Origin of the sequence: Streptomyces sp. NPDC026092 (assembly GCF_040638605.1) — a bacterium.
In the GTDB taxonomy this organism is placed as follows: Bacteria; Actinomycetota; Actinomycetes; order Streptomycetales; family Streptomycetaceae; genus Streptomyces.
Window position 1 is genome coordinate 50988 of the sequence record NZ_JBEZYN010000029.1, and the last position, 18798, is coordinate 69785.

Genomic DNA, 18798 nt, shown 5'->3' on the forward strand with positions numbered 1-18798 from the left:
GGACCTCCCCGCATGCGCGCCACCACCATCCACGCCCCGTTCGACATGCGCGTGGAGGACGTCCCCGACCCCGTCGTCCAGGACCCCACCGACGTCGTCGTACGGGTCCTGCGGGCCTGCATCTGCGGCAGCGACCTGTGGGCCTACCGCGGCGAGTCGGCCCGGCAGCCCGGCCAGCGCATCGGCCACGAGTTCCTCGGCATCGTCGAGGAGGCGGGCGCCGGCGTCACCGGCTTCGCCGCGGGCGACCTCGTCGTCGCCCCGTTCGTCTGGTCCGACGGCACCTGCGACTACTGCGCCGAGGGCCTCCAGACCTCCTGCCCGCGCGGCGGCTTCTGGGGCTCCGTCGGCTCCGACGGCGGCCAGGGCGAGGCCGTCCGCGTCCCCTTCGCCGACGGCACCCTCGTCAAGCTGCCCGCCGAGGCCGCCTCCGACGACCACCTCCTGACCGCGCTCCTCGCCCTCTCCGACGTCATGGGCACCGGCCACCACGCCGCCCTCGGCGCCGGCGTCGTCAAGGGTTCCACCGTCGCGGTCGTCGGCGACGGCGCCGTCGGCCTGTGCGGCGTCCTCGCCGCCAAGCGGCTCGGCGCGGAGCGGATCATCGCGCTCGGCCGCCACACCGTCCGTACCGACATCGCCCGCACCTTCGGCGCCACCGACGTCGTCGCCGGGCGCGGCGAGGCCGCCGAGGCGGCCGTCCTCGAGCTCACCGGCGGGCAGGGCGCCCACGCCGTCATCGAGGCCGTCGGCACCGAGCAGTCGATGCGCACCGCCGTCGCCATCACCCGAGACGGCGGCTCCATCGGCTACGTCGGCGTCCCGCACGGCAGCGGTACGGGACTCGACCTCTCCGTCATGTTCGACCGGAACATCGCCCTGCGCGGCGGCGTCGCCCCGGTCCGGGCGTACATCCCCGAGCTGCTCCCGGACGTCCTCGACGGCACGATCGACCCGTCCCCGGTCTTCGACCTGACGGTCGGACTCGACGGCGTCCCCGGCGGCTACAAGGCCATGGACGAGCGCACCGCGCTCAAGGTCCTGGTCAAGCCCTGAGCTCAAGCCCTGAGCTCAAGCCCTGAGCTCAAGCCCCGAGCCACTCGGGAGCGTCCGCTCCCGCGACGCCCGGCGGGCGTGACCAGCCCGCCGGGCAGTCCTCGTACGAGACGGGCGACAGCGCGTGCCGCAGCCGGCCCAGCGGGCCGTCCGTCTCCGTGAGGTACCGCTCCGGCTCGTACCGGGGCAGCGCGTGCGTCAGCCAGTGGCCCGTCTGGGCCAGCGCCAGGCGTACGAGACGCGTGCCGCCCTCCCGCTCCTGCTCGGTCAGGGAGCGCAGGACGGCCGCCGCGAGCAGGTAGCCCGTGCCGTGGTCCAGGGCCTGCGCGGGCAGCGCGCCCGGCCCGTCCGCCGAGCCCTCGGTCACCGCGATGCCGGTCGCCACCTGCACCAGGCTGTCGAAGCCGCGCCGCTCGCCCCAGGGCCCGTAGTCGCCCCACGCGGAGAGCCGGGCGATCACCAGGCCGGGGCGGTGGAGGTCGAAGCGGTCCAGGGCGCCGGGGCGGTAGCCGGTGACCAGGACGTCGGCCGCGTCGAGCAGCTCGTCGAAGGTCCGCCGGTCCGAGGGGCTCTCCAGGTCGAGCGCGGCGGTCCGCTTGCCGACGGCGGTGTCCGCGTGCTGGTCGGGCAGTTCGGGGTTGGCCGGCGGGTCGATCCGCAGCACGTCCGCGCCGAGCAGCGCGAGCGTTCGCGTCGCGACCGGCCCGGCGAGGACCCGGGTCAGGTCCAGGACCCGCAGCGGCCGGTCCGGGCGCGTCCTCGGCGCCGCCTCGTCGAGCCGCTCCCGGGTCAGCAGGGGCCGCGCCGCCACCTCCCGGCCCTGCTCGTGCGCCGCCCACTCCTCAGGGGCACGCAGGGCGACGGCGAGGCCCCCGGCCGCGTACACCGTCGTCTCGGTCTCGACGGCCTTCCGCTCGGCGATCGCCGCCGCCACGGCCTCCACCGACTCCTCCCGCACCCCCAGGGCCGACAGCAACGCGGCCCGGTGGTGCGGGTAGTTGGCGTGCGTACGGACCCAGCCGTCCGAGGCCCGCCAGAAGCGGGAGAGCGGCGCGAAGGTGACCGGCTCCCTGCCGTCGATCCGGAGGTGACGCTCGCTCACGAAGGCCGTGGCGACCGCCCCGTCGTCCACCCGGACCCGCCCCGGCAGTCCGGCCCGCTCGACCGCCGCGAGCCCCGCGACCGCGACCGCCGCCCGCGCCAGGTCCATCACCGGCAGACGGGCCGCGAGGAGCCCCGACGGACCTCCGTACGCCACCCGGTCGACCAGCGAGGGATCGCCGCCGAGGGCCGACCACAACAACTCCGTACCCGTACGCACTGTGTTGTCCATGCGCCGCATGATGGCACTCCGTGCCACGCGAAGGGGCCCCGGTGTGGCGCACCACACCAGGGCCCCTCCTTTGCGCGACGTACGTACTAGCTCGTGTCCGGAAAGTCTGGCCCGGCTCGCGACGCCCGGCACGCACGCTCGCCGCGTTGCCGACATGCCCACGTAGCTCCGCTACGAGGGCATCCCGGCGCCTTGCGATCGCACGCACCGGACGCCGCGAGCCCTACCCTTCGGGCGGACGACCATACTTTCCGGACACTCCCTAGCGGCGCTTGACCGCGTCGAGCGCGTCCACGAGACCGGCCCCGTAGAAGCCGTTCTTGCTCTTGCCGCCCTCGCAGACCGCGTCGACGACGCCGTCACCCTCGATGTCGTACGGGTTGGTGCAGGCGCGGTCGTCGGCCTGCGCGTACAGCATGGCCTTCAGCTGCGCCGGGCTCGCCTTCGGGTGCGTCGACTTCAGCAGCGCGAGCACACCGGCGGCGTGCGGCGAGGCCATCGACGTACCGGCCTTGTAGTTGTAGCCGCCGTTGACCGTGGTCGACAGGATGCGGCCGTTGACAGCCGGAGCGTCCGGGGTCTGGTACTCGGTCCGGTCTCCGCCCGGCGCCGCGATGTCGACGACGCCGAGACCGTAGTTGGAGTAGGAGGCCTTCAGGTCCTTGGCACCCGTCGCGGAGACGGTGACCACGCCCGGCAGCATCGCCGGGTAGTCGAAGCACTCCTTCGGGTTGATGACCCGGGTCACCGGCGTGGTGTCGTTCGGGCTGGTGACGTCGGTGAGCTCGTCCGCCGCCAGGTCCATCTTGGAGTTGCCGGCCGCCGCGACGTTGACCGTGCCCTTGCGCTCCGCGTAGCGGGTCGCGCGGGTGACGGCCTCGATCAGGGCCTTCTGGTCCTCGTCGTTCTTGCAGGCGAACAGCCACGGGTCGGTGTAGTAGCTGTTGTTGGTGATCTCGACACCGCGCTCGGCCGCCCACATGAAGCCACAGACGACGGCCTCGGTGTAGAAGAAGCCCTCGGTCGTGGACACCTTGATGCCCGAGACCTTCACGCCCGGCGCGACACCGGTGATGCCGGTGCCGTTCTTGGCGGCGGCGATCGTGCCGGCGACGTGCGTGCCGTGGTCGCTCTCGCCCGCCTGCGGCCGCCACGAGCCGGGCGTGATGTCCGGCTTGCCGGTCACGCAGTTGGCCGAGGCGCGGGCGTCGAAGTTCGGCGCCAGGTCCGGGTGGGTGTCATCGACACCCGTGTCGATGACGGCGACCGTGACCTTGCTGCTGCCGAGGGTCTTGCGGTGGGCCTGGTCCGCCTTGATGGCGGGCAGGTCCCACTGCAGCGGCTCCAGCGCGTCCTGGTCGTCCGTGGCACGTGCCGCGGCGGAGGTCGCCTCGGCCGCGGTGAGCGCCTGACCACCCTCGCCGACGGAGGTGTCCTTCTGGACGGAGAGCGGGGCGGTACGCGTCGAACCGGCCGACACCACACCCCGGGCCTTGCGGATCGTCTTCGCGAACTCGGGGTTCTGCGAGTGGACGACTATCACGCCTATCTGGTCATACGCGATGACCACCGTGCCACCGGCCGCGGCTATCGCCTTCTTCACCGAGGCGGCCGTCCCGCGGCCCCCGTCGACGTTGACGACGTAGGACAGCTTCGGGCCGTTCGTCGAGACGGCGGTCGTCGCGGCGCCGTCGCTGACCTCGGCGGCGGAGGCGCCCGCCGGCAGGAAGCCGAGCGAGGCCGTGAGCGCGAGACCGACGGGCAGAGCGAGTACTCGGCCGCGTCTCGATCCCAGATGAGCCATGGGTTCTCCACATCATCCGTATGTACTGCCCGTACGCCGTTTGCGTACAGGCAGGTGCATGACGAGTGAAGTTATCGCTGATCTTCCCGCGTCATCAATGAGTTGAGAGGGATTGGCGTGGATCCGGAGGAATATCCAGACAGACCCACGGAGGAGAACCACTCCCCGTGAACCGCTTCGCCGCGCGCTCCGTGCCGTTGTGCAGGGGAGGTGCTCCGGCCGGAGCACCGTCCCCGACCCCCAGTGAGGCCCCTTTGTCCATGCCCACCGCACCCGCGCCCCAAGGAGATTCCGTGGTCACCGAAGCACCGCCGCCACCGGACGGCCCCGAGGCCTACGCCGGCCCCGTCCAGCCCACGACCGAGGCCTTCGTCGAGGTGCAGGAGAGTGCGGAATTCGGCGAACTGCGCCGTACGTACCGCTCCTTCGCCTTCCCCCTGACGGTCGCCTTCATCGCCTGGTACCTGCTGTACGTGCTGCTCTCCAACTACGCGGGCGGCTTCATGGGCACCAAGCTCTTCGGCAACATCAACGTGGCGCTCGTCCTCGGCCTCGGCCAGTTCGCCACCACCTTCCTCATCGCCTGGCTCTACTCCCGCCACGCGGCCGACCGCCTCGACCCCAAGGCCGAGGCCATCAAGTCCCGTATGGAGGCCGACGCGTGAACAGCTCCACCCTCCTCCTCGCGGCGAGCAGCGCCACCAGCGAGCACCGGCCGCTGATCATCACCCTCTTCGGGGCCTTCGTCGTCGCCACGCTCTTCATCACCGTCTGGGCCGGCCGCCAGACCAAGAGCGCCGCCGACTTCTACGCCGGAGGCCGCCAGTTCACCGGCTTCCAGAACGGCCTCGCGATCTCCGGCGACTACATGTCCGCCGCGTCCTTCCTCGGCATCGCCGGCGCGATCGCGCTCTTCGGCTACGACGGTTTCCTGTACTCCATCGGCTTCCTGGTCGCCTGGCTGGTCGCCCTGCTCCTGGTCGCCGAGCCGCTGCGCAACTCCGGCCGGTACACCATGGGCGACGTCCTCGCCTACCGGATGCGCCAGCGCCCGGTCCGTACCGCTGCCGGTACCTCCACGATCGTCGTCTCGATCTTCTACCTGCTCGCACAGATGGCCGGCGCCGGCGTGCTCGTCTCGCTGCTGCTCGGCATCACCAGCGACGGCGGCAAGATCGCCATCGTCGCCCTGGTCGGCATCCTGATGATCGTGTACGTCACCATCGGCGGCATGAAGGGCACCACCTGGGTGCAGATGGTCAAGGCCGTCCTGCTCATCGCGGGCACGCTCCTGATCACCTTCCTCATCCTGCTGAAGTTCAACTTCAACCTCTCCGACCTGCTCGGCGCGGCCGCCACCAACAGCGGCAAGGGCTCGGCCTTCCTCGAGCCCGGGCTCAAGTACGGGGCCACCAGCATCTCGAAGCTGGACTTCCTCTCGCTCGGCATCGCGCTCGTCCTCGGCACGGCCGGCCTGCCGCACATCCTGATCCGCTTCTACACGGTGCCGACCGCCAAGGCCGCCCGTAAGTCGGTCAACTGGGCCATCGGCATCATCGGCGCGTTCTACCTGATGACGATCGTGCTCGGCTTCGGCGCCGCCGCCCTGCTGAAGAACAGCGACATCATCGCCTCGAACAAGGCGGGCAACACCGCGGCCCCGCTCGCGGCCCTGGAGATCGGCGGCGGCTCCGGCTCCACCGGCGGCGCGATCCTGCTCGCCGTGATCTCCGCCGTCGCCTTCGCCACCATCCTCGCGGTGGTCGCCGGACTCACCCTGGCCTCGTCGTCCTCCTTCGCGCACGACATCTACGCCAACGTCATCCGGCGCGGCAAGGCCACCGAGAAGGAGGAGGTCCGCGCGGCCCGCTGGGCGACCGTCTTCATCGGTGTCGTCTCGATCGCCCTCGGCGCGCTCGCCCGCGACCTCAACGTCGCCGGCCTGGTCGCCCTCGCCTTCGCGGTCGCCGCCTCCGCCAACCTGCCGACGATCCTCTACAGCCTGTTCTGGAAGCGGTTCACCACCCAGGGCGCGCTCTGGTCGATCTACGGCGGTCTGATCTCCTCGGTCGTCCTGGTGCTCTTCTCGCCGGTCGTCTCCGGCAAGCCCACCTCGATGTTCAAGACCGTCGACTTCTACTGGTTCCCGCTGGAGAACCCGGGCCTCGTCTCGATCCCGCTGGGCTTCCTGCTCGGCTGGCTCGGCTCGATCCTCTCCAAGGAGGAGCCGGACAAGGGCAAGTACGCCGAACTGGAGGTCAAGTCCCTCACCGGTGTCGGAGCGCACTGACCCGTACACGGTGAGCGATACCGGAGCGGCCGCGTCGTAGGGTCCTACGACGCGGCCGACGCGGTCCTCGTGACAAACGGCCCCTGCTCGTCGTCGGTGCTCTCGCGTAGGCTCGCTGTATAAATCACCGAACGAAGGGGAGGGGGCCCACAGTGCTCATCGACACGTACGGCCGACAGGCCACCGACCTTCGCGTCTCGCTCACCGACCGGTGCAATCTGCGCTGCACGTACTGCATGCCGGAGGAAGGTCTGCAGTGGCTGGCCAAGCCCGATCTGCTGACCGACGACGAGATCGTCCGGCTGGTACGGATCGCGGTCACCCAGCTCGGTGTCACGGAGGTCCGCTTCACCGGCGGCGAGCCGCTGCTCCGCCCCGGCCTGGTCGGGATCGTCGAGCGCTGCGCGGCCCTGGAGCCCCGCCCCCGGATGTCCCTGACCACGAACGGCATCGGACTCAAGCGGACGGCCGCCGCGCTGAAGGCCGCCGGCCTCGACCGGGTCAACGTCTCGCTGGACACCCTGCGCCCCGACGTCTTCAAGACCCTGACCCGCCGCGACCGCCATCACGACGTGATCGACGGCATGGCCGCCGCGCGGGACGCCGGGCTCACCCCGGTGAAGGTCAACGCGGTCCTGATGCCCGGGCTCAACGACGACGAGGCCCCCGACCTGCTGGCCTGGGCCGTGGAGAACGGCTACGAACTGCGGTTCATCGAGCAGATGCCGCTGGACGCCCAGCACGGCTGGAAGCGCGACGGCATGATCACCGCCGGGGACATCCTGGAGTCCCTGCGCACCCGCTTCACCCTGACCCCCGAGGGCTCGGACGAGCGCGGCTCGGCCCCCGCCGAGCGCTGGGTCGTGGACGGCGGACCGCACACCGTGGGCGTCATCGCCTCCGTCACCCGCCCGTTCTGCCGGGCCTGCGACCGGACCCGGCTGACCGCCGACGGCCAGGTGCGCACGTGTCTGTTCGCCACCGAGGAGACCGACCTGCGGGCGGCGCTGCGCGCGGCGGGGCCGGAGGGCTCGGCCGACTCGGACGCGGAGATCGCCCGGATCTGGAAGCTGGCGATGTGGGGCAAGAAGGCGGGCTCGGGCCTTGACGACCCGAGCTTCCTGCAGCCCGAGCGCCCGATGTCAGCTATCGGCGGCTGACCCGTCGGCTGAGTCGTCGGCCGACTCCCAGTCGGTCAGCAGGACGACATCCTTGAGGAAGCCCCGTACACCCAGGAACTGGGAGAGGTGCTCGCGGTGCTCCTCGCAGGCGAGCCAGGTCTTGCGGCGCTCGGGCGTGTGCAGCTTCGGGTTGTTCCAGGCCAGCACCCACACCGCGGCGGCGCGGCAGCCCTTGGCCGAACAGATCGGGGTCTCGTCGCTCATCCGATCATTGTCCAGCAATGGCGATGCCGAGCAGCCACGGGGGGAGCTGCCCGGCACCGGTCCGTCGCTCCGACGGGGGATGCGGAGCGCGTAGGAAGTATGTCACGGGGGACGGGTTCCGGTGCACCGGAACTTCATGATTGATCTGAGCTTTTCCTGAGCTTTTAGATCGCTACGATGATCAACTCTGATCGTGTGCGCGTTCCGTACGCGGTTCCGCCGGGACGTCCCCCGCGGGGAGTTCGGGCCGGGTCGGCGCGGGGACGAACGTCGACGGCAGCGACGGCGGCCGCTCCCGTCCCGCGTTGGCGACGACCACGGCGACATAGGGGAGCAGCGCACCCAGTACCAGGGCCACGATGGACACGTGGCGTTCGACGTTCCACAGGACGACCGCGGCGATCACGGACAGCGTCCTGATCGTCATCGAGATCACGTACCGACGCTCGCGGCCCCGCACGTCCTCGGCGAGACCCTGCCGGGCCCCGGTGATCCGGAAGACCTCGGCTCCGCCATGCTTCCGCATCACATTCCACCACCAGCGTCCACGCCGGACTCTCCCCGTTCCGGACCTGTCTCCACGGTACGCCTGAGGTCCGAGGTCGAGGAGGCCGGGTCACGTATGGGTCCGTCCGACATGCGCCGTATGGCGGATGGGCCGAGACTGGGCCCACATGCGCAGATTGCGCCGCATGAGGAGGCGAGCATGAGCTGGTTGTGGGCAATCATCGTGGGATTCGTCCTCGGTCTGATCGCCAAGGCGATCATCCCGGGGAAGCAGCAGATCCCTCTGTGGCTGACGACCATTTTCGGCATTCTCGGCAGCATTCTCGGCAATGCTGTCGCGGGCTGGATCGGTGTCGAGGACACCAAGGGCATCGACTGGATCCGCCACCTGCTCCAACTCGTCGGCGCGGTCGTCGTGGTGGGCTTGGGCGACATGCTGTGGACCACGGTCCGCGGCAACAAACAACGAGCCTGACATGACGGAGGCCGGTACGCGCGCGACGCGCGTACCGGCCTCCGTCATGTCGCCGATCGACCGGGGGCGTCAGCCCTCCGTGCCGGCCACGAGCTCGATCGCCGCCAGGTTCTTCTTGCCCCGGCGCAGCACCAGCCAGCGGCCGTGCAGCAGCTCGTCCGCCGCCACCTCGGCGTCCTCGGCGGTCACCTTCACGTTGTTCACGTAGGCCCCGCCCTCCTTCACCGTGCGGCGCGCGCCCGACTTGCTCGGCGCGAGACCGACCTCGGTGAACAGGTCCACGACCTGCCCGAGCGCGGTCACGCGCGCGTGCGGCAGCTCGGAGAGCGCCGCGGCGAGCGTGGCCTCGTCCAGCTCGGCCAGGTCGCCCTGCCCGAACAGCGCCTTCGAGGCGCTGATGACGGCCGCGCACTGCTCGGCGCCGTGCACCAGCGTCGTCAGCTCCTCGGCGAGCGCCCGCTGCGCGGTCCGCGCCTGCGGCCGCTCGGCGGTGAGCTGCTCCAGCTCCTCCAGCTCCGCGCGGGACTTGAAGGACAGGATCCGCATGTACGTGGAGATGTCACGGTCGTCCACGTTCAGCCAGAACTGGTAGAACGCGTACGGCGTCGTCATCTCCGCGTCGAGCCAGACGGCCCCGCCCTCGGTCTTGCCGAACTTGGTGCCGTCCGCCTTGACCATCAGCGGCGTCGCGAGCGCGTGCACCTCGGCGCCCGGCTCGAGGCGGTGGATCAGGTCGAGCCCGGCCACCAGGTTGCCCCACTGGTCGGAGCCGCCCTGCTGGAGCGTGCAGCCGTACCGCCGGTACAGCTCCAGGAAGTCCATGCCCTGGAGCAGCTGGTAGCTGAACTCGGTGTAGCTGATGCCCTGCTCGGACTCCAGGCGCCGGGCCACGGAGTCCTTGGTCAGCATCTTGTTGACCCGGAAGTGCTTGCCGATGTCCCGCAGGAACTCGATCGCGGACAGGCCCGCGGTCCAGTCCAGGTTGTTCACCATGACCGCCGCGTTCTCCCCCTCGAAGGAGAGGAAGGGCTCGATCTGGCCCCGGAGCCGGTTCACCCAGTTCGCGACCGTCTCGGGGTCGTTCAGGGTGCGCTCGGCCGTCGGGCGCGGGTCGCCGATCTGGCCGGTGGCCCCGCCGACCAGCGCCAGCGGCCGGTGACCGGCCTGCTGGAGCCGGCGGACGGTGAGCACCTGGACCAGGTGGCCGACGTGGAGACTGGCCGCGGTCGGGTCGAAGCCGCAATAGAACGTGACGGGACCGTCCGCGAGAGCCTTGCGCAGTGCGTCCTCGTCGGTGGACTGGGCGAACAGCCCGCGCCACTTCAGCTCGTCGACGATGTCCGTCACGATCGTCCGTCTCCTTGGATTGGTTGTAGTCACGCCGACCCCAGTCTATGGGGGTCAGACGCCCTTGCTGACCGAGCTCATGTTGAAGTCCGGCACCCGCAGCGCCGGCATCGCCGCCCGGGTGAACCAGTCGCTCCACTCGCGCGGCAGCGTCTTCTCGGTCCGGCCGGCCTCCGAGGCCCGCGACAGCAGGTCCACCGGCGACTCGTTGAACCGGAAGTTGTTCACCTCGCCCACGACCTCGCCGTTCTCCACGAGGTAGACGCCGTCCCGGGTCAGCCCGGTCAGCAGCAGCGTCGCCGGGTCGACCTCGCGGATGTACCAGAGGCAGGTGAGGAGCAGCCCGCGCTCGGTCGCGGCGACCATGTCGTCCAGGGACTGCTCGCCACCGCCCTCCAGGATCAGGTTCCCCGCACCGGGCGCCACCGGCAGGCGCGTGAGCCCCGCCGTGTGCCGGGTGGTGATGAGGTGCTCCAGCCTGCCCTCCCGTACCCAGTCCGTCCGGGCGAGCGGCAGACCGTTGTCGAAGACGGAGGAGTCGTCGCCCGAGGCGTGCGCGATGACGAACGGCGCGGATTCGAGACCCGGCTCGTTCGGGTCGCTGCGCAGCGTCAGCGGCAGCGGGGAGAGCGTCTCGCCCAGGCGCGTCCCGCCGCCCGGCTTGGAGAAGACCGTCCGGCCCTCCACCGCGTCCCGGGCCGCCGAGGACCACAGCTGGTAGATCAGCAGGTCGGCGACCGCGGTCGGCGGCAGCAGCGTCTCGTACCGCCCGGCGGGCAGTTCGATCCTGCGCTCCGCCCAGCCGAGCCGCTTCGCCAGGTCGGCGTCGAGCGCCGCCGGGTCGACGTCCTTGAAGTCCCGCGTGGAGCGCCCGGCCCACGCGGACCGCTGGCGGTCCGGGGACTTGGCGTTGAGCTCAAGGGTGCCGTTGGGCTGGTCGTGGCGGAGCCGCAGCCCCGTCGACGTACCGAGGTAGGTGGAGGTCAGCTGGTGGTGGGCGAAGCCGTAGAGTTCGCGGCCGCCGGCCCGGGCGCGGGCGAAGGCCTCGCCGAGCGCGGGCGCGAAGTCGGTGAACACGGCGGAGCTGGTCTCGGCCGGCGCGTCCGTGAAGTCCGCGGAGGCGTCGACGCCCTGGACCAGCGGCTGCGCGTCCTCGGCGGGCCCCGCGGCCCGCGCGGCGGCTTCGGCGGCCCGCACCAGGGGCTCCAGGTCGTCGGCGGTCACCGCCGAGCGCGACACGACCCCCGAGGCCGTGCCCTGGGCGCCGTCCACGGTCGCGACGACGGTGAGCGTACGGCCCCGGGTCACGCCGTTCGTCGTGAGCGCGTTGCCCGCCCAGCGCAGGTTGGCGGAGGACTCCTCGTCGGCGATGACGACACAGCCGTCCGCCCGCGACAGCTCGAGCGCCCGCTCGACGATCTCGTACGGCTTGGTGGAACGCGAGCTCATCGACCGGCCTCCTGCGTGGTGTTCAAGATGTTGACGCCCCGGAAGAGGGCGGACGGGCAGCCGTGGGAGACCGCGGCGACCTGGCCCGGCTGGGCCTTGCCGCAGTTGAACGCGCCGCCGAGGACGTACGTCTGCGGGCCGCCGACCTTCTCCATCGAGCCCCAGAAGTCGGTCGTCGTCGCCTGGTACGCGACGTCCCGCAGCTGCCCGGCGAGCCGGCCGTTCTCGATGCGGAAGAAGCGCTGCCCGGTGAACTGGAAGTTGTACCGCTGCATGTCGATCGACCACGAGCGGTCGCCGACCACGTAGATGCCGCGCTCGACCCCGCCGATCAGGTCCTCGGTGGAGAGCCCGCCCGGGTCCGGCTGGAGCGAGACGTTCGCCATCCGCTGCACCGGCACGTGCCCGGGGGAGTCGGCGAACGCGCAGCCGTTCGACCGGCCGAGGCCCGTCAGCTTCGCGATCCGCCGGTCCAGCTGGTAGCCGACGAGCGTGCCGTCCTTCACCAGGTCCCAGCTCTGCGCCTCGACGCCCTCGTCGTCGTACCCGATCGTCGCGAGGCCGTGCTCGGCGGTGCGGTCACCCGTCACGTTCATGATCGACGAGCCGTACGCCAGCTTCCCCAGCTGGTCGAAGGTGGCGAACGAGGTCCCCGCGTACGCCGCCTCGTAGCCGAGCGCCCGGTCCAGCTCCGTCGCGTGCCCGATCGACTCGTGGATCGTCAGCCAGAGGTTCGACGGGTCGACCACCAGGTCGTACGTCCCCGCCTCCACGCTCGGCGCCCGCATCTTCTCCGCGAGCAGCCCCGGAATCGACTCCAGCTCCGCGTCCCAGTCCCAGCCGGTGCCGGTCAGGTACTCCCAGCCCCGCCCGACCGGCGGCGCGATCGTCCGCATCGAGTCGAACTCGCCCGTCGTCCCGTCCACGGCGACCGCCGTGAGCTGCGGGTGCAGCCGAACCCGCTGCTGGGTGGTGACCGTGCCGGCCGTGTCCGCGTAGAACTTGTTCTCCTGGACGGTCATCAGCGAGGCGTCCACGTGCGCCACGCCGTCCGCCCGCAGCAGCCGGTCGCTCCAGTCGGCGAGCAGCGCGCTCTTCTCGGCGTCCGGGATGTCGAAGGGGTTGATCTCGTACGAGGAGACCCAGGTCCGCTCCGCGTGCACCGGCTCCTCGGCCAGCTCCACACGCTCGTCGGAACCGGCCGCGGCGATCACCTTGGCCGAAAGCTTGGCCATGGCGACGGCCTGCGAGGCGACCCGCGCCGCCCCGTCCATGGTCAGGTCCACCCCGGAGGCGAACCCCCACGCCCCGCCGTGCACCACCCGCACCGCGTACCCCAGGTCCGTGGTGTCGGAGGAACCCGATGGCTTGGCGTCCCGCAGCCGCCACGAGGCGCTGCGCACCCGCTCGAGCCGGAAGTCCGCGTGTTCGGAGCCGAGGGCGCGCGCGCGTGCCAGCGCGGCGTCGGCCAGCGCCCGCAGCGGCAGCGCCGTGAAGGCCGCGTCGATCGAATGGGTCCCAGATGGCACAGCTGTCTCCTGTTCGTATGAGACCGGTCGCCCCCGATCATGTCGCGCTTCGGGCCGCCACGCCCAGAGCTTTATGTAGGGACCCGACAGTGACATTCGTACGCCACTGTCAGGGGGCGATCCCTCGTGACCGAGGCCGGACCGATAGGTTTTCGGTATCCAGACCGCTGAAAGATCGAAAGGGTGATCCGTTGAGCCGCTCGGTTCTCGTCACCGGAGGCAACCGGGGCATCGGCCTCGCCATCGCCCGCGCGTTCGCCGAGTCCGGCGACAAGGTCGCGATCACGTACCGGTCCGGTGAGCCGCCGGCAGCCCTCCTCGAACTGGGCTGCCTCGCCGTCAGGTGCGACATCACCGACGCCGAGCAGGTGGACCAGGCCTACAAGGAGATCGAGGAGACGCACGGTCCGGTGGAGGTCCTGGTGGCGAACGCCGGGGTCACCAAGGACCAGCTCCTCATGCGCATGAGCGAGGACGACTTCACCACCGTCGTCGACACCAACCTCACGGGCACCTTCCGGGTCGTCAAGCGCGCCAACCGCGCCATGCTGCGGGCCAAGAAGGGCCGCGTCGTCCTGATCTCCTCGGTCGTCGGTCTGCTGGGCTCGGCGGGGCAGGCGAACTACGCCGCCTCGAAGGCGGGCCTGGTCGGCTTCGCCCGCTCCCTGGCCCGCGAGCTCGGCTCGCGCAACATCACGTTCAATGTCGTCGCCCCCGGTTTTGTCGACACCGACATGACCGCGGTGCTGACCGAGGAGCAGCGCGCGGGCATCGTGTCCCAGGTGCCGCTGGGCCGCTACGCGCAGCCCGAGGAGATCGCCGCCGCGGTGAAGTTCCTCGCCTCCGACGACGCTTCGTACATCACTGGAGCCGTCATCCCGGTTGACGGCGGATTGGGCATGGGTCACTGACCATGAGCGGAATTCTTGAGGGCAAGCGCATCCTGATCACGGGTGTGCTGATGGAGTCCTCCATCGCCTTCCACACCGCGAAGCTGGCCCAGGAGCAGGGCGCGGAGATCATCCTCACCGCGTGGCCGCGTCCGACGCTGACCGAGCGCATCGCCAAGAAGCTGCCCGAGCCCGACAAGGTCAAGGTCCTCGAGCTCGACGTCTCCAACGACGAGCACCTCGCCCGCCTGGAGGGCCAGGTCCGCGAGCAGCTCGGCGACCGTCTCGACGGCGTCGTCCACTCCATCGGCTTCGCTCCGCAGGACGCGCTCGGCGGCAACTTCCTGAACACGCCGTTCGAGTCGGTGGCCACCGCCATGCACGTCTCGGCCTTCTCGCTGAAGTCCCTGACGATGGCGCTGCTGCCGCTGATGCACCAGGGCGGTGCGGTCGTCGGCCTCACCTTCGACGCGCAGTTCGCCTGGCCGCAGTACGACTGGATGGGCCCGGCCAAGGCGGCGCTCGAGGCCACCAACCGCTACATGGCGCGTGACCTGGGCAAGCAGGACATCCGCTGCAACCTCGTCTCGGCGGGTCCGATCGGCTCCATGGCCGCCAAGTCGATCCCCGGCTTCAGCGAGCTGGCGGCGGTCTGGGACAGCCGTTCCCCGCTGAAGTGGGACCTCGCCGACCCGGAGCCGGCCGGCCGTGGCGTCGTCGCCCTGCTGTCCGACTGGTTCCCGAAGACCACGGGCGAGATCGTCCACGTCGACGGCGGTCTGCACGCGATCGGCGCCTGAGCGCTCACCCGTTCGGCGGTACGAAAGGCCGGGTCGCCCCTCTCAGGGGGCGCCCGGCCTTCGTCGTACCCGAGGGCCCGCGCCCGAGTCGAAAACTCCGGCGAACCACCCCAAACTGGTCCAGAGCGCGACATCCGGCTACTGATGGGGAGGAGGTACGGGCATGCGCGTGCCGCACCGCAGGGCCGCCGCTCTCGCCTCGGCCGCCGTGTTCCTCACCGGGCTCGGGATAGCCGCCGAGGTCCGTGCCGCCCCCGCCCCGGCCGAGGAGATACCGGCGCCGGCGGCCCGGGACGCCGAGGGCTTCGAGGCCTCCTGCCGCACGGTCGTCGAGGGCTCCACCGTCACCGCCCACTGCCAGAACCCGTACCCCACCACCGACCGCGTCCGGCTGCACGTCGAGTGCGAGCGCTGGTGGGACGTGGACACCGACAGCGCGCCCGTCGACGTCGGCCCGACCGCCTACGCCCAGCTCACCGCCCGCTGCTGGAAGGAGGTCAAGTCCGCCTGGCTCACGCACCAGCCGGCCGAGCCGCTCCCGTCGAAGGCCCCGCCCCCGTCACCGGCCCCAGGTCCCTGAGGCACATGAACGGATAGCCGGCCGCCTCCGCGGCCGCCGTCTCCCCGTCGCCGGACCGGATCGCCTCCACGAGCCGCGCGTGGTCCATGTGGTGCTCGGGGCGCAGCTCCTGGCCCACGTCGTCGCGCAGCCACTGCCGCAGGACGTGGCCGAGGTCGGCGTAGAGCTCGGTCAGCACCTCGTTGTGCGAGGCGACCACCACCGCGTGGTGGAAGGCCCCGTCCGCCATCACGAACCGCTCGGCGTCGCCCGAGACCCAGGCCTCCTCGCGGCCCGCGAGCAGGGCGTCCAGCTGCTTCAGGTCGCGGTCGGTGCGCCGGAGCGCCGCGAGGCTCGCCGCCGAGGACTCCAGCGTGGAGCGCAGCTCCGCGATGTGCCGGGGGTCGGAGTCGGCGAACCGGCGGTGCATGACCCCGGCCAGCTCGCTCGTCGCGACCACGTACGTCCCCGAGCCCTGCCGGATGTCGAGCAGTCCGTTGTGCGCGAGCGCGCGCACCGCCTCGCGCACGGTGTTGCGGGCCACGCCCAGCTGCTCGACCAGCTCCGGTTCGGTCGGGATCCGGGACCCGACCGGCCATTCACCGGAGGTGATCTGGTTCCGGAGCTCCGTGATCACCTGATCGGAGAGCCCGGAACGCCGGGGAGAGCCGAGCGCCATGAAGCACCTTCTCTTTCGGTCCGGAGGGTTCCGGACGCTTCCGCGTGTGGTTCGTCGCCCGCTTCCGGACGGTTCCCGAAGGCAGTTCCGGATTGGACAACCAATCATCCCATGATTCTATGATGGCGCCATGCCTGACGAGCCGAAGACCCTCACGACCGCCGCACCGCCGGCCCGTACCCCCGCCCCCGGACCGGCCGCCACCACCGCGGATTCTCCCGCACCGGACCGGCCGGCCCTGTGGGTGACCCGGCTCGTCGTCGTCGGACTCGTGCTCGCCGCGATCAACCTCCGCCCCGCCATCACCAGCCTCGGCGCCCTCCTCGAAGAGGTCCGCGAGGGGCTCCACATGAGCGGCAGCGTGGCCGGCGTCCTCACCTCCGTACCCCCGCTCTGCTTCGCGATCTTCGGCATCACCGCGCCCCGCCTCGCCCGCCGCTTCGGCCCCACGGCCGTCGTCTGCGCCGGCATGGCGGCGATCTTCGCGGGCCTGGCCGTACGCCCCTTCGCCTCCGGCACCGTCGGCTTCCTCGCCGCCAGTGCCCTGGCCCTCATGGGCATCGCCGTCAGCAACGTCCTGATGCCCGTCATCGTCAAGCGGTACTTCCCCGGCCGGGTCGGCACCATGACCGGGCTCTACTCGATGGCGCTCGCCCTCGGCACCTCCCTGGCCGCCGCCGCGACCGTGCCCATGACCCAGGCGCTCGGCGGCAGTTGGCGCGCCGGGCTCGGCCTCTGGGCGGCCCTCGCCGCCCTCGCGGTGCTGCCCTGGATCCCGCTCGTCCGCGACCGGGCGAGGTCGGCGACGACCCTCCCGGCGGCGGAGCCGACCTCCCGGGGGAGCGCTTCGGCGAGCGCCCCGCTGCGGATCACCCGGAGCCGCACCGCCTGGGCGCTCGGTGCCTTCTTCGGCCTCCAGGCCACCGGCGCGTACATCACCATGGGCTGGATGCCGCAGATCTTCCGCGACGCGGGCGTCCCGGCCGGCACGGCCGGTGTGCTGCTCGCCGTCACGATGGTCATGGGCGTCCCGCTCGCCTTCGTCATCCCCGGCCTCGCGACCCGGCTCAAGACCCAGGGCCCGATCGTCGTCGCGCTCGGCCTGTGCGGCCTCGTCGGCTACAGCGGCCTCTACCTCGCCCCGGCGGCGGGGGCCTGGGTCTGGGCGCTGCTCCTCGGCGTCTCCAACTGCGCCTTCCCGCTCGCCCTCACCATGATCGGGCTGCGCTCCCGCACCGGCGCCGGTGTCGTCCGGCTCTCCGCCTTCGCGCAGAGCGTGGGCTACCTCATCTCCATCCCCGGCCCGCTCCTCGTCGGCGTCCTCTATCAGCACAGCGGCGGCTGGGGGCTGCCCATCGCGCTGATGGCCGGGCTGATGATCCCGCAGATGATCATCGGCACGCTCGCCGGACGGGACCGGACCGTCGAGGACGAATGCTGAGATGCGAGACTGTCCCCATGCCAGTGCTCGACCCGAACCCCCAGAACGGCCAGAAGAAGCTCCTGCTCGTGCTCGGCGCGATGCTCGGGATCTCGGTCGTCATCGCCGTCATCGCCACGATCGCCTCGCCGTGATCCCCCGACGCCGCCCGACTCGCGGTGGGGTGGGTGGGGTTAACCCCTCCATCCCCTAGGGGGTGAGTGTCAGGGTGAAGTAGGTGGATCACCGGATGGGCCGGCCCTCCGCCGCTCCGTAGCGTGGAGACAGCGCCGCAGTCACCCGCTGCGGACGTCGTCCCGACCCACGGAGGCGGCCATGTCGGCCCGTACGCACACCAGGACCCCGTCCCCGTCCGTCGGGTCCCCGTCCGCCACCGGCGTCGACACCCGGCTGCCCTGGTGGGCGCTGGCCCTGCCGGTCGCCGCGTTCGTCGCGCTCTTCCTGCTCATAGCGGGCGCGGGCGGCGGCCCCGCCGCCGGCGGCGACCCCACGGTCGGCCGCCTCCTGGAGCAGATCCAGCAGTCGCTGCCCCACTGACCCGGCCTGCCTGCCCGCCTTCACCGGCCCGCTTCCGGTCGTCCGCGAGCGGGTCAACACCCTGCGCCCGCCAGCCCGTTTCATGGGAGGCTGGAACCCATGAGCGTCGCAGCGTCTTCCGGAGGGACATCCCCCGGATCCCCCGAACCCCGCAGGATCGTGCTGCTCCGGCACGCCAAGGCCGACTGGCCCCAGGTGTCCGACCACGAACGCCCGCTCGCCGAGCGCGGCCGCACGGATGCCCCCGTGGCCGGCCGCAGGCTCGCCGACACCGGGATCGCCTTCGATCTGGCCCTCTGCTCGACCGCCGCCAGGACCCGCGAGACCTGGAAGCTGGCCGTGCAGGAGCTTCCGCACCGCCCGAGGACCGTGTACGAGGAGCGGCTGTACGAAGCCTCGCCCGGCGAGCTGATCGCCCTGCTCAACGAGGTCGACGACGAGGTGCGGTCGCTCGTCGTCATCGGCCACAACCCCGGCATGCACGCGCTCTCCGAGGTCCTCGTCGGCGAGGCCGAGGGCGACGCGCTGACCCGGATGAACCGGGGCGGCTTCCCGACGGCCGCCTTCTCCGTCGTCACCTTCGAGGGCTCCTGGAAGTCCGTGGAGCCCGGCGTCGGCACCCTCGTCGACTACTGGGCCCCGCACGCCTGATCCCGTCCCCACCCAGAGGCCGGAAGAGCGCCGAAGGCCCGGTCACCGAGCGGTGACCGGGCCTTC

Annotated in this window: 20 protein-coding genes; 12 read left to right on the forward strand and 8 right to left on the reverse strand. The window is 71.3% G+C overall.

What is annotated here, in order from left to right; genetic code table 11:
- Positions 1 to 12 precede the first annotated feature (12 nt).
- A complete protein-coding gene (locus AB0F56_RS32785; RefSeq protein ID WP_362016424.1) occupies positions 13 to 1056 on the forward strand; it encodes a zinc-dependent alcohol dehydrogenase family protein in 1044 nt (347 codons plus the stop codon).
- 28 nt (positions 1057 to 1084) lie between these two features.
- Here AB0F56_RS32785 and AB0F56_RS32790 read toward each other — a convergent pair whose 3' ends face one another.
- Both AB0F56_RS32790 and AB0F56_RS32795 read right to left on the reverse strand, forming a co-directional pair.
- On the reverse strand, positions 1085 to 2389 hold the full coding sequence (locus tag AB0F56_RS32790; protein ID WP_362016426.1) for a CoA transferase: 1305 nt from the start codon (positions 2387 to 2389) through the stop codon (positions 1085 to 1087).
- 262 nt (positions 2390 to 2651) lie between these two features.
- On the reverse strand, positions 2652 to 4193 hold the full coding sequence (locus tag AB0F56_RS32795; RefSeq protein WP_362016428.1) for a S8 family serine peptidase: 1542 nt from the start codon (positions 4191 to 4193) through the stop codon (positions 2652 to 2654).
- Positions 4194 to 4486: 293 nt separating this feature from the next.
- On the opposite strand from AB0F56_RS32795, the gene AB0F56_RS32800 reads away from it, so the two are divergent.
- The 3 genes from AB0F56_RS32800 (at position 4487) to moaA (ending at position 7643) form a co-directional block, all read left to right on the forward strand.
- Positions 4487 to 4858 carry a DUF485 domain-containing protein gene (locus AB0F56_RS32800; RefSeq protein WP_362016429.1) on the forward strand — a complete coding sequence of 124 codons (372 nt, stop codon included), beginning with the start codon at positions 4487 to 4489 and terminating at the stop codon, positions 4856 to 4858.
- The gene (locus tag AB0F56_RS32805) at positions 4855 to 6483 is read left to right on the forward strand and encodes a cation acetate symporter (RefSeq protein ID WP_362016431.1); all 1629 of its coding nucleotides are present in this window, start codon (positions 4855 to 4857) and stop codon (positions 6481 to 6483) included. Before AB0F56_RS32800 ends, AB0F56_RS32805 begins: the two co-directional genes overlap by 4 nt.
- 152 nt (positions 6484 to 6635) lie before the next feature.
- Complete coding sequence (gene moaA / locus AB0F56_RS32810) at positions 6636 to 7643, forward strand: GTP 3',8-cyclase MoaA (RefSeq protein ID WP_362016433.1); 1008 nt, start codon at positions 6636 to 6638, stop codon at positions 7641 to 7643.
- Here moaA and AB0F56_RS32815 read toward each other — a convergent pair.
- Positions 7626 to 7868, reverse strand: coding sequence for a hypothetical protein (locus AB0F56_RS32815; RefSeq protein ID WP_362016435.1), 243 nt, complete (start codon positions 7866 to 7868; stop codon positions 7626 to 7628). The two genes, moaA and AB0F56_RS32815, sit on opposite strands and share 18 nt — an antisense overlap.
- Positions 7869 to 8049: 181 nt before the next feature.
- Positions 8050 to 8394 (reverse strand): DUF3099 domain-containing protein, encoded by a 345-nt coding sequence (locus AB0F56_RS32820; protein WP_362016437.1) that lies wholly within the window; start codon positions 8392 to 8394, stop codon positions 8050 to 8052.
- Between the two features lie 180 nt (positions 8395 to 8574).
- Here AB0F56_RS32820 and AB0F56_RS32825 point away from each other — a divergent pair, with 180 nt between their 5' ends.
- Entirely contained in the window at positions 8575 to 8850 is a 276-nt protein-coding gene (locus AB0F56_RS32825; protein WP_362016439.1) for a GlsB/YeaQ/YmgE family stress response membrane protein, read from the forward strand.
- 69 nt (positions 8851 to 8919) lie between these two features.
- Here the strand turns inward: AB0F56_RS32825 and tyrS are convergent, their stop codons facing one another.
- From tyrS to AB0F56_RS32840, 3 genes are read right to left on the reverse strand one after another with little or no spacing between them, the layout of a single operon-like run.
- Positions 8920 to 10197, reverse strand: a complete 1278-nt coding sequence (tyrS, locus tag AB0F56_RS32830) for a tyrosine--tRNA ligase (RefSeq protein ID WP_362016441.1) — start codon at positions 10195 to 10197, stop codon at positions 8920 to 8922.
- Positions 10198 to 10251: 54 nt separating this feature from the next.
- Positions 10252 to 11646, reverse strand: coding sequence for a metallopeptidase TldD-related protein (locus AB0F56_RS32835; protein WP_362016443.1), 1395 nt, complete (start codon positions 11644 to 11646; stop codon positions 10252 to 10254).
- On the reverse strand, positions 11643 to 13175 hold the full coding sequence (locus AB0F56_RS32840) for a TldD/PmbA family protein (protein ID WP_362016445.1): 1533 nt from the start codon (positions 13173 to 13175) through the stop codon (positions 11643 to 11645). The genes AB0F56_RS32835 and AB0F56_RS32840 overlap by 4 nt, the downstream gene beginning before the upstream one ends.
- Positions 13176 to 13366: 191 nt before the next feature.
- Between AB0F56_RS32840 and fabG the strand changes: the two genes are divergently transcribed.
- The 3 genes from fabG to AB0F56_RS32855 all read left to right on the forward strand — a co-directional run bounded on the left by fabG (position 13367) and on the right by AB0F56_RS32855 (position 15445).
- The gene (gene fabG, locus AB0F56_RS32845) at positions 13367 to 14086 is read left to right on the forward strand and encodes a 3-oxoacyl-[acyl-carrier-protein] reductase (protein WP_362016447.1); all 720 of its coding nucleotides are present in this window, start codon (positions 13367 to 13369) and stop codon (positions 14084 to 14086) included.
- A gap of 2 nt (positions 14087 to 14088) precedes the next feature.
- Entirely contained in the window at positions 14089 to 14865 is a 777-nt protein-coding gene (gene fabI, locus AB0F56_RS32850; RefSeq protein ID WP_362016449.1) for an enoyl-ACP reductase FabI, read from the forward strand.
- A gap of 163 nt (positions 14866 to 15028) precedes the next feature.
- A complete protein-coding gene (locus tag AB0F56_RS32855; protein ID WP_362016451.1) occupies positions 15029 to 15445 on the forward strand; it encodes a hypothetical protein in 417 nt (138 codons plus the stop codon).
- Here the strand turns inward: AB0F56_RS32855 and AB0F56_RS32860 are convergent.
- Entirely contained in the window at positions 15378 to 16103 is a 726-nt protein-coding gene (locus tag AB0F56_RS32860) for a FadR/GntR family transcriptional regulator (RefSeq protein ID WP_362016453.1), read from the reverse strand. The genes AB0F56_RS32855 and AB0F56_RS32860 overlap by 68 nt on opposite strands.
- Positions 16104 to 16233: 130 nt before the next feature.
- On the opposite strand from AB0F56_RS32860, the gene AB0F56_RS32865 reads away from it, so the two are divergent.
- The 4 genes from AB0F56_RS32865 to AB0F56_RS32880 all read left to right on the forward strand — a co-directional run bounded on the left by AB0F56_RS32865 (position 16234) and on the right by AB0F56_RS32880 (position 18732).
- Complete coding sequence (locus AB0F56_RS32865; protein WP_362016455.1) at positions 16234 to 17544, forward strand: MFS transporter; 1311 nt, start codon at positions 16234 to 16236, stop codon at positions 17542 to 17544.
- Between the two features lie 17 nt (positions 17545 to 17561).
- A complete protein-coding gene (locus AB0F56_RS32870) occupies positions 17562 to 17678 on the forward strand; it encodes an SGM_5486 family transporter-associated protein (RefSeq protein WP_261992078.1) in 117 nt (38 codons plus the stop codon).
- A 181-nt stretch (positions 17679 to 17859) separates the two neighbouring features.
- Positions 17860 to 18081 carry a hypothetical protein gene (locus AB0F56_RS32875; protein WP_362016457.1) on the forward strand — a complete coding sequence of 74 codons (222 nt, stop codon included), beginning with the start codon at positions 17860 to 17862 and terminating at the stop codon, positions 18079 to 18081.
- Between the two features lie 99 nt (positions 18082 to 18180).
- Positions 18181 to 18732 carry a histidine phosphatase family protein gene (locus tag AB0F56_RS32880; RefSeq protein ID WP_362016459.1) on the forward strand — a complete coding sequence of 184 codons (552 nt, stop codon included), beginning with the start codon at positions 18181 to 18183 and terminating at the stop codon, positions 18730 to 18732.
- Positions 18733 to 18798 lie beyond the last annotated feature (66 nt).

Bases quoted from the DNA above. Each gene is read 5' to 3' on its own strand.
- AB0F56_RS32785 (WP_362016424.1), top strand. From the start codon at position 13: ATGCGCGCCACCACCATCCACGCCCCGTTCGACATGCGCGTGGAGGAC.
- AB0F56_RS32790 (WP_362016426.1), bottom strand. From the start codon at position 2,389: ATGGACAACACAGTGCGTACGGGTACGGAGTTGTTGTGGTCGGCCCTC.
- AB0F56_RS32795 (WP_362016428.1), bottom strand. From the start codon at position 4,193: ATGGCTCATCTGGGATCGAGACGCGGCCGAGTACTCGCTCTGCCCGTC.
- AB0F56_RS32815 (WP_362016435.1), bottom strand. From the start codon at position 7,868: ATGAGCGACGAGACCCCGATCTGTTCGGCCAAGGGCTGCCGCGCCGCC.
- AB0F56_RS32820 (WP_362016437.1), bottom strand. From the start codon at position 8,394: ATGCGGAAGCATGGCGGAGCCGAGGTCTTCCGGATCACCGGGGCCCGG.
- AB0F56_RS32825 (WP_362016439.1), top strand. From the start codon at position 8,575: ATGAGCTGGTTGTGGGCAATCATCGTGGGATTCGTCCTCGGTCTGATC.
- AB0F56_RS32835 (WP_362016443.1), bottom strand. From the start codon at position 11,646: ATGAGCTCGCGTTCCACCAAGCCGTACGAGATCGTCGAGCGGGCGCTC.
- fabI (WP_362016449.1), top strand. From the start codon at position 14,089: ATGAGCGGAATTCTTGAGGGCAAGCGCATCCTGATCACGGGTGTGCTG.
- AB0F56_RS32855 (WP_362016451.1), top strand. From the start codon at position 15,029: ATGCGCGTGCCGCACCGCAGGGCCGCCGCTCTCGCCTCGGCCGCCGTG.
- AB0F56_RS32860 (WP_362016453.1), bottom strand. From the start codon at position 16,103: ATGGCGCTCGGCTCTCCCCGGCGTTCCGGGCTCTCCGATCAGGTGATC.
- AB0F56_RS32865 (WP_362016455.1), top strand. From the start codon at position 16,234: ATGCCTGACGAGCCGAAGACCCTCACGACCGCCGCACCGCCGGCCCGT.
- AB0F56_RS32870 (WP_261992078.1), top strand. From the start codon at position 17,562: ATGCCAGTGCTCGACCCGAACCCCCAGAACGGCCAGAAGAAGCTCCTG.
- AB0F56_RS32875 (WP_362016457.1), top strand. From the start codon at position 17,860: ATGTCGGCCCGTACGCACACCAGGACCCCGTCCCCGTCCGTCGGGTCC.
- AB0F56_RS32880 (WP_362016459.1), top strand. From the start codon at position 18,181: ATGAGCGTCGCAGCGTCTTCCGGAGGGACATCCCCCGGATCCCCCGAA.